Source organism: Luedemannella flava (assembly GCF_039528515.1).
GTDB lineage: Bacteria > Actinomycetota > Actinomycetes > Mycobacteriales > Micromonosporaceae > Luedemannella > Luedemannella flava.
In genome coordinates this window covers 1-5,648 of the sequence record NZ_BAAALT010000067.1, presented here as the reverse complement: position 1 = coordinate 5,648, position 5,648 = coordinate 1, and the positions used below count along the sequence as shown (strand labels likewise).

The window sequence follows — 5,648 nt, the reverse complement described above, 5'->3', positions numbered from 1 at the left end:
CAGGTCGACCCCGACCCGGCCGGCGATGCGCACGGTCGCGCCGGCCGCGTCGGCGAAGGACGCCGCGTACGCAGGCCGCAGCTCGCACCGCATGACGAGCGGCTCGGGGGCGTCCGGTCGGCCGTACTCCCCGGGGTAGCGGTAGGCGTAGCGGTCGGGCAGCAACAGCAGCCCCGCGGACGTCCCGACCTCGATGAGGTGCAGCGGCCGCCCCTCGAACGCCCCGGCGAGCGTCCCGAGCGCCGGCCACAGGTAGGCGGCCCGCGCCGCCTCGTTGGTCTGGGTCGTGCGGGTGGCGCAGAGCTCCGCCAGGGCGTCGCGATGTCCGTCCACGAGATCAGCGAGCGCGGCGACGATGCCGTCGTCGGTTCTTTCCCCACCGAGTACGGGCAGGTAGCGCGCGAGCGGGTGGCCCTGCGCGGCGGTGCGCAGCAGGTACTGCACCGCGGCGAAGAACAGCAGCGGGCGGCGCTGGGTGACCGGGGCGGCCAGCAGGGCGGCGCCCAGCCCGGGCCGGTCCGCGCAGGCCCGCGACAGCGTGACGTAGCGCGGCGACGCGTCGGCGAAGTCGTCGCGGGCGTACTCGGCGAAGACGTTCGCCACGGCCGTCAGCTCGGGGGACATCCGGTGAGCGTGCGCCGGACATCGGCGGTCGCGCAGTGGTTGGCGTCACATGTGCCGATGGCATTGAAAGAAGGCAATATTGACCCGGGTGTGGCGAGATGTCGCCCGGTCGCTTAACGTCGGGCCGTGGACGGACGGCGTAGCTACTCGGACGACAGTGACAACAACCGTTGGTACCCGGGCGCCACCGGCGCGCGCCGGTACGACGAGCCGGACGAGTTCGCCGCCCCGCCCCGCGACGGGTCGGGCTCCTACCCGCGCGACACCTCCGGGTCGTACCCCACGCCGACGCGGGGCCGCCGCGCCGCCCCCGAGCAGACCGGGTCGCCGCTGTTCACACCGGAGGAGGCGGCCCGCCTCCATGCCGCGCAGGCCATCGCGAACCAGGCCACCAGCGCCGCCCGCTCCGCGACGTACTCCTCGGGCTCCGGCCCGATCACCGGCGTGCCGGCCGGGCCGCCGCCGCCCGGGCTGACGCCGCCGGTGGGCCCCGCTTCGCCCGCCGCCCCGCCCGGCTACGGCACGCACATCCCCGCCCAGCCCGGCCCCGACTACGGCGCGGCGCAGCCCGCCACCCCGGGACGCCCGCCGGCGGACCTGACCGCCCCGCACGAGTTCGTCTCCAGCGACGTCGCGCCCGTCGGGGCGCCGGCCCGGCCCGTCTCCAACGGGGTCTACCGCGCCCGCCGGCCCGCCGTCGCGATCGGGCTGAGCACCGTCGCCGTGGTGGCCGGGCTGCTGTTCTTCCGCGGCTTCATGATCGCGGCGTTCGGGCCGACGTTCCTGTTCGGCGGGGTGATCGCCGGCGTCCTGGCGCTGGCCTCGCTGCCGCTGCTCGTGCTCGGGCTCTATGCCCTGGTGACGGGGGCGGCGCACGGCGCCGAGACGGTCGGTTTCCGGCTCTGGGCCAAGCCGCCGCTGGCGTATCTGCTGGTCGGCCTCATCCTCCTGCTGGGTGCGGCGCTGGCCGTCAACTAGAGCCGGATTCGGGCGCTCCGCCCCACTGCCGTACACTGGCCGGTGGCGACCACCACGTGTGGTCGACCTCGCGCGCCCTCCTCGCGTTTCGTGAGGCGGCGGCCCTCCTGGTCCCGATCCGTGATCGGGCTCACCGTGGCCGGCGACCGGGCGCCAGGGCGCACGGCCACCCGGCCGCGCGCGGCAAACCAGGACGCGGGCAGGCGCCCGCACACAGTGGGAGACCCCATGGCTGTTGTCACCATGCGCCAGTTGCTCGAGAGCGGCGTTCACTTCGGGCACCAGACCCGTCGCTGGAACCCGAAGATGAAGCGCTTCATCTTCACCGAGCGCAACGGCATCTACATCATCGACCTGCGCCAGACGCTGGACTACATCGACAAGGCGTTCGACTACATCAAGAACACCGTCGCCGAGGGCGGGTCGATCCTCTTCGTCGGCACCAAGAAGCAGGCCCAGGAGGCGATCTCCGAGCAGGCCTCGCGCGTCGGCATGCCGTACGTGAACCACCGCTGGCTGGGCGGCATGCTCACCAACTTCCAGACGGTGCACAAGCGGCTGCAGCGCATGAAGGAGCTCGAGTCGATCGAGCTGACCGGCGCGGCCCAGGGTTACACCAAGAAGGAGACCCTGCAGCTGTCCCGCGAGAAGGAGAAGCTGACCAAGACCCTCGGTGGTCTGCGGGACATGCAGAAGCTCCCCGCCGCGGTGTGGATCGTCGACACCAAGAAGGAGCACATCGCCGTCGACGAGTCCCGCAAGCTGGGCATCCCGGTCATCGCGGTGCTGGACACGAACTGCGACCCGGACGAGGTCGACTTCCCGATCCCGGGCAACGACGACGCGATCCGGTCGGCCGCGCTGCTGACCCGCGTGGTCGCCGACGCCGTGGCCGAGGGCCTCATCGCCCGCTCGGGCAAGGCGCTGCGGGGCGGTGCCGCCGAGGCCAAGCCGGAGCCGGGCGCCGTCGCGAGCGACGAGCCGCTGGCCGAGTGGGAGCGCGAGCTGCTGCAGCCGGCCGGCGAGGCGCCCGCCGCCGCCGCCGAGGCCCCTGCCGAGAGCTGATCCGCGATCCGGCCGGCCGCCGCGTTGACGGCCGGCCGGAACGCCGGGCTCCGGCCCGTACTAAATGATCTTCCGTCTTTTCAGAGGCGGGCACAGTGCAGTCCTGGCCGGACGACCGGCCGACCAAGCTCTCCGGCCGGAGAGGTTCCGGCCGCCGGAAGACGAGCGAGAGAGAACATGGCGAACATCACCGCCGCAGACGTCAAGAAGCTCCGCGACCTTACGGGCGCCGGGATGATGGACAGCAAGAAGGCGCTGGAGGAGTCGGACGGCGACTTCGACAAGGCCGTCGAGCTGCTGCGCATCAAGGGCGCCAAGGACGTGGGCAAGCGGGCCGGCCGCACCACCGCGAACGGCCTCGTCGCGCACGCCGGCACCGCGCTGCTGGAGCTCAACTGCGAGACCGACTTCGTGGCCAAGTCCGCCGACTTCGTCGAGCTGGGCCAGAGCCTGGTCGCGCACGTCGACGCCACCCGCCCGGCCGACGTCGCGTCGCTGCTCACCTCGACGCTGGCCGACGGCCGCTCGGTGGCCGACGCGCTCGAGGCCGCCGCTGCCAAGATCGGCGAGAAGATCGTCGTGAACCGGCTCGCGACCCTGGACGGCACCATCGCCGTCTACATGCACCGCAAGAGCCCCGACCTGCCGGCGCAGGTGGGCGTCGCGGTGGCGTACACGGGCAAGACCGACGAGGCCGGCGACGCCGACGCGCGCGGCATCGCGATGCAGATCGCGGCCATGCGCCCGAAGTACCTGACCCGCGAGGAGGTGCCGGCCGACGTCATCGAGTCCGAGCGCCGCATCGCCGAGCAGACCGCCCGCGAGGAGGGCAAGCCCGAGGCCGCGCTCGCGCGCATCGTCGACGGCCGCCTGAACGGCTTCTTCAAGGACTTCGTCCTGGTCGAGCAGGCCTCCGTCACGGACAACAAGAAGACGGTGAAGCAGGTCATCAGCGAGGCGGGCATCGAGGTCACGAAGTTCGTCCGCTTCGAGGTCGGTCAAGCCTGATTTGTTAGTGCCGCCGGCAGGCGGCGCGTGATAGGGGGTCGTCAGTGTGGGATGGTACGCACGGCGGCCCCCTCGTCGTACCCGGTAACGGGACGGCAGGCGGGGCGACCAGACTGGTTACGGCGCGAGGGAGCTGGCGAATGACGGACACGGTGACTGAGGCGACCCCGGCGACGGCGACGTCGGCTGGAGGTGGGCTGCGGCCGCGGCGGGTGGTGCTGAAGCTCTCCGGCGAGGTGTTCGGCGGCGGGGCCATCGGCGTCGACCCGGACGTGGTCCAGTCGATCGCCCGGCAGATCGCCACGGTCGTGCGGCGCGGCGTCCAGGTCGCGGTCGTCGTCGGCGGCGGCAACTTCTTCCGCGGCGCCGAGCTGCAGCGCCGGGGCATGGACCGGCCGCGCGCCGACTACATGGGCATGCTGGCCACCGTGATGAACTGCCTCGCCCTGCAGGACTTCCTGGAGAAGGAGGACATCGACACGCGGGTGCAGACCGCGATCTCGATGGCCCAGGTCGCCGAGCCGTACATCCCCCGGCGGGCGATCCGGCACCTGGAGAAGGGGCGCGTGGTCATCTTCGGCGCGGGCGCCGGCATGCCCTACTTCTCCACCGACACGGTCTCCGCCCAGCGCGCGCTGGAGATCCACGCCGACGTGGTGCTGATGAGCAAGAACGGCGTGGACGGGGTCTACACGGCCGATCCGCGCACCGACCCGACGGCCCGCAAGCTGGACTCGTACACGTTCGGCGAGGCGCTGCGGCAGGGCTTGCGGGTGGTGGACGCGGCGGCGTTCAGCCTGTGCAACGAGAACAAGCTGCCCATGCTGGTTTTCGGCGCCGAGGGCGATGACACGATCATCCGCGCGGTCAGCGGTGAGAAGATCGGCACATTGATCACAGCGTAAGTTGGCCGGTTAACGAGACGTAGGCGGGCACGGGGCCGAAGGAGGCGACGGATCAGGTGATCGAGGAGACACTCTTCGAGGCTGAAGAGAAGATGGAGCGTGCGGTCGAGTTCGCGAAGGAAGAGTTCGCGACCATCCGCACGGGCCGTGCCACGCCGGCGATGTTCGGCCGCATCATGATCGACTACTACGGTGCGCTGACGCCGCTGCCGCAGATGGCGACCATCGCCATCCCCGAGCCGCGCATGGTGATCATCAAGGCGCACGACCCGTCGCAGCTCAAGGGCATCGAGAAGGCGCTGCGCGACTCGGACCTCGGGGTCAACCCCAACAACGAGGGCAACCAGATCCGTCTGGTGCTGCCGCCGATGACCGAGGAGCGCCGCCGCGAGATGATCAAGGTGGCGCGCGGCAAGGGCGAGGACTCGAAGGTCGCGATCCGCAACGTGCGGCGCAAGGCCAAGGAGGAGCTCGACCGGATCGTCAAGGACGGCGAGGCCGGCGAGGACGAGGGGCGTCGCGCCGAGAAGGAGCTCGACGACCTCACCCACCGGTACGTCGCCCACATCGACGAGATCCTCAAGCACAAGGAAGCCGAGCTGCTCGAGGTCTGATGTCACACCTCGATCCCGCCGAATACGACGACCGCCCGACCTGGGCCGGCCAGCCGGCCCCGCCGGAGTGGCCGGCCCAGTCGGCGGACGGTCGAGCGCAGTCCCGTCCCGTCTACCGCTACGCCGAGGACGACTACGGCAACCTGAGCCCGGACACGTCCGCGTACGGTGCGCCGACCCCGACGGATGAGTGGCGCCCGGACACGTACGGCTCCGGCGGCCCGTCCTCCGGAAGCCACAGCCAGCCGGACCACGGTTCGTCGTACCCCGACTACGGCTCCCCGGGCTACGGGTCCACGGGCGGCTGGTCCGAGGTGTGGGCCGACACCGCCGCGCCCGGCTCGCCGGTGAGCGGCGGGTCGGGGTCCGGGCGGCCCGTCTCGGGTGGCCCCGGCGCGGCGTTCCCCAGCTCCGGTGGGCCCACCGGCGACCGGCGTGGCCGGGGCGCGCCCGC

At 71.9% G+C, this 5,648-nt stretch carries 6 protein-coding genes and 1 pseudogene; 6 read left to right on the top strand and 1 reads right to left on the bottom strand.

All coding sequences use genetic code 11. From position 1 onward, the window contains the following. Nucleotides 1–624 (bottom strand): DUF2332 family protein (locus ABD211_RS13335; RefSeq protein ID WP_344130191.1); only part of this gene is annotated, 624 nt, incomplete at its 3' end. 126 nt (nt 625–750) lie between these two features. Here ABD211_RS13335 and ABD211_RS13330 point away from each other — a divergent pair. The 6 genes and pseudogenes from ABD211_RS13330 to ABD211_RS13305 all read left to right on the top strand — a co-directional run. After that, the gene (locus ABD211_RS13330; RefSeq protein WP_344130188.1) at nt 751–1,602 is read left to right on the top strand and encodes a hypothetical protein; all 852 of its coding nucleotides are present in this window, start codon (nt 751–753) and stop codon (nt 1,600–1,602) included. A gap of 228 nt (nt 1,603–1,830) precedes the next feature. Further along, the gene (gene rpsB / locus ABD211_RS13325) at nt 1,831–2,667 is read left to right on the top strand and encodes a 30S ribosomal protein S2 (protein ID WP_344130186.1); all 837 of its coding nucleotides are present in this window, start codon (nt 1,831–1,833) and stop codon (nt 2,665–2,667) included. Between the two features lie 177 nt (nt 2,668–2,844). Next, nucleotides 2,845–3,675 (top strand): translation elongation factor Ts, encoded by an 831-nt coding sequence (gene tsf, locus ABD211_RS13320; RefSeq protein WP_344130183.1) that lies wholly within the window; start codon nt 2,845–2,847, stop codon nt 3,673–3,675. Between the two features lie 140 nt (nt 3,676–3,815). Then, nucleotides 3,816–4,580 carry a UMP kinase gene (pyrH, locus tag ABD211_RS13315; protein WP_425560403.1) on the top strand — a complete coding sequence of 255 codons (765 nt, stop codon included), beginning with the start codon at nt 3,816–3,818 and terminating at the stop codon, nt 4,578–4,580. A 56-nt stretch (nt 4,581–4,636) separates the two neighbouring features. Continuing rightward, on the top strand, nt 4,637–5,194 hold the full coding sequence (gene frr / locus ABD211_RS13310; RefSeq protein WP_344130180.1) for a ribosome recycling factor: 558 nt from the start codon (nt 4,637–4,639) through the stop codon (nt 5,192–5,194). Then, nucleotides 5,194–5,648, top strand: a pseudogene (locus ABD211_RS13305) (hypothetical protein); the annotation flags it as partial. The gene frr and the pseudogene ABD211_RS13305, both read left to right, overlap by 1 nt.

Coding starts and splice junctions, on each gene's coding strand:
- rpsB (WP_344130186.1), top strand. CDS start 1,831: ATGGCTGTTGTCACCATGCGCCAGTTGCTCGAGAGCGGCGTTCACTTC.
- tsf (WP_344130183.1), top strand. CDS start 2,845: ATGGCGAACATCACCGCCGCAGACGTCAAGAAGCTCCGCGACCTTACG.
- pyrH (WP_425560403.1), top strand. CDS start 3,816: ATGACGGACACGGTGACTGAGGCGACCCCGGCGACGGCGACGTCGGCT.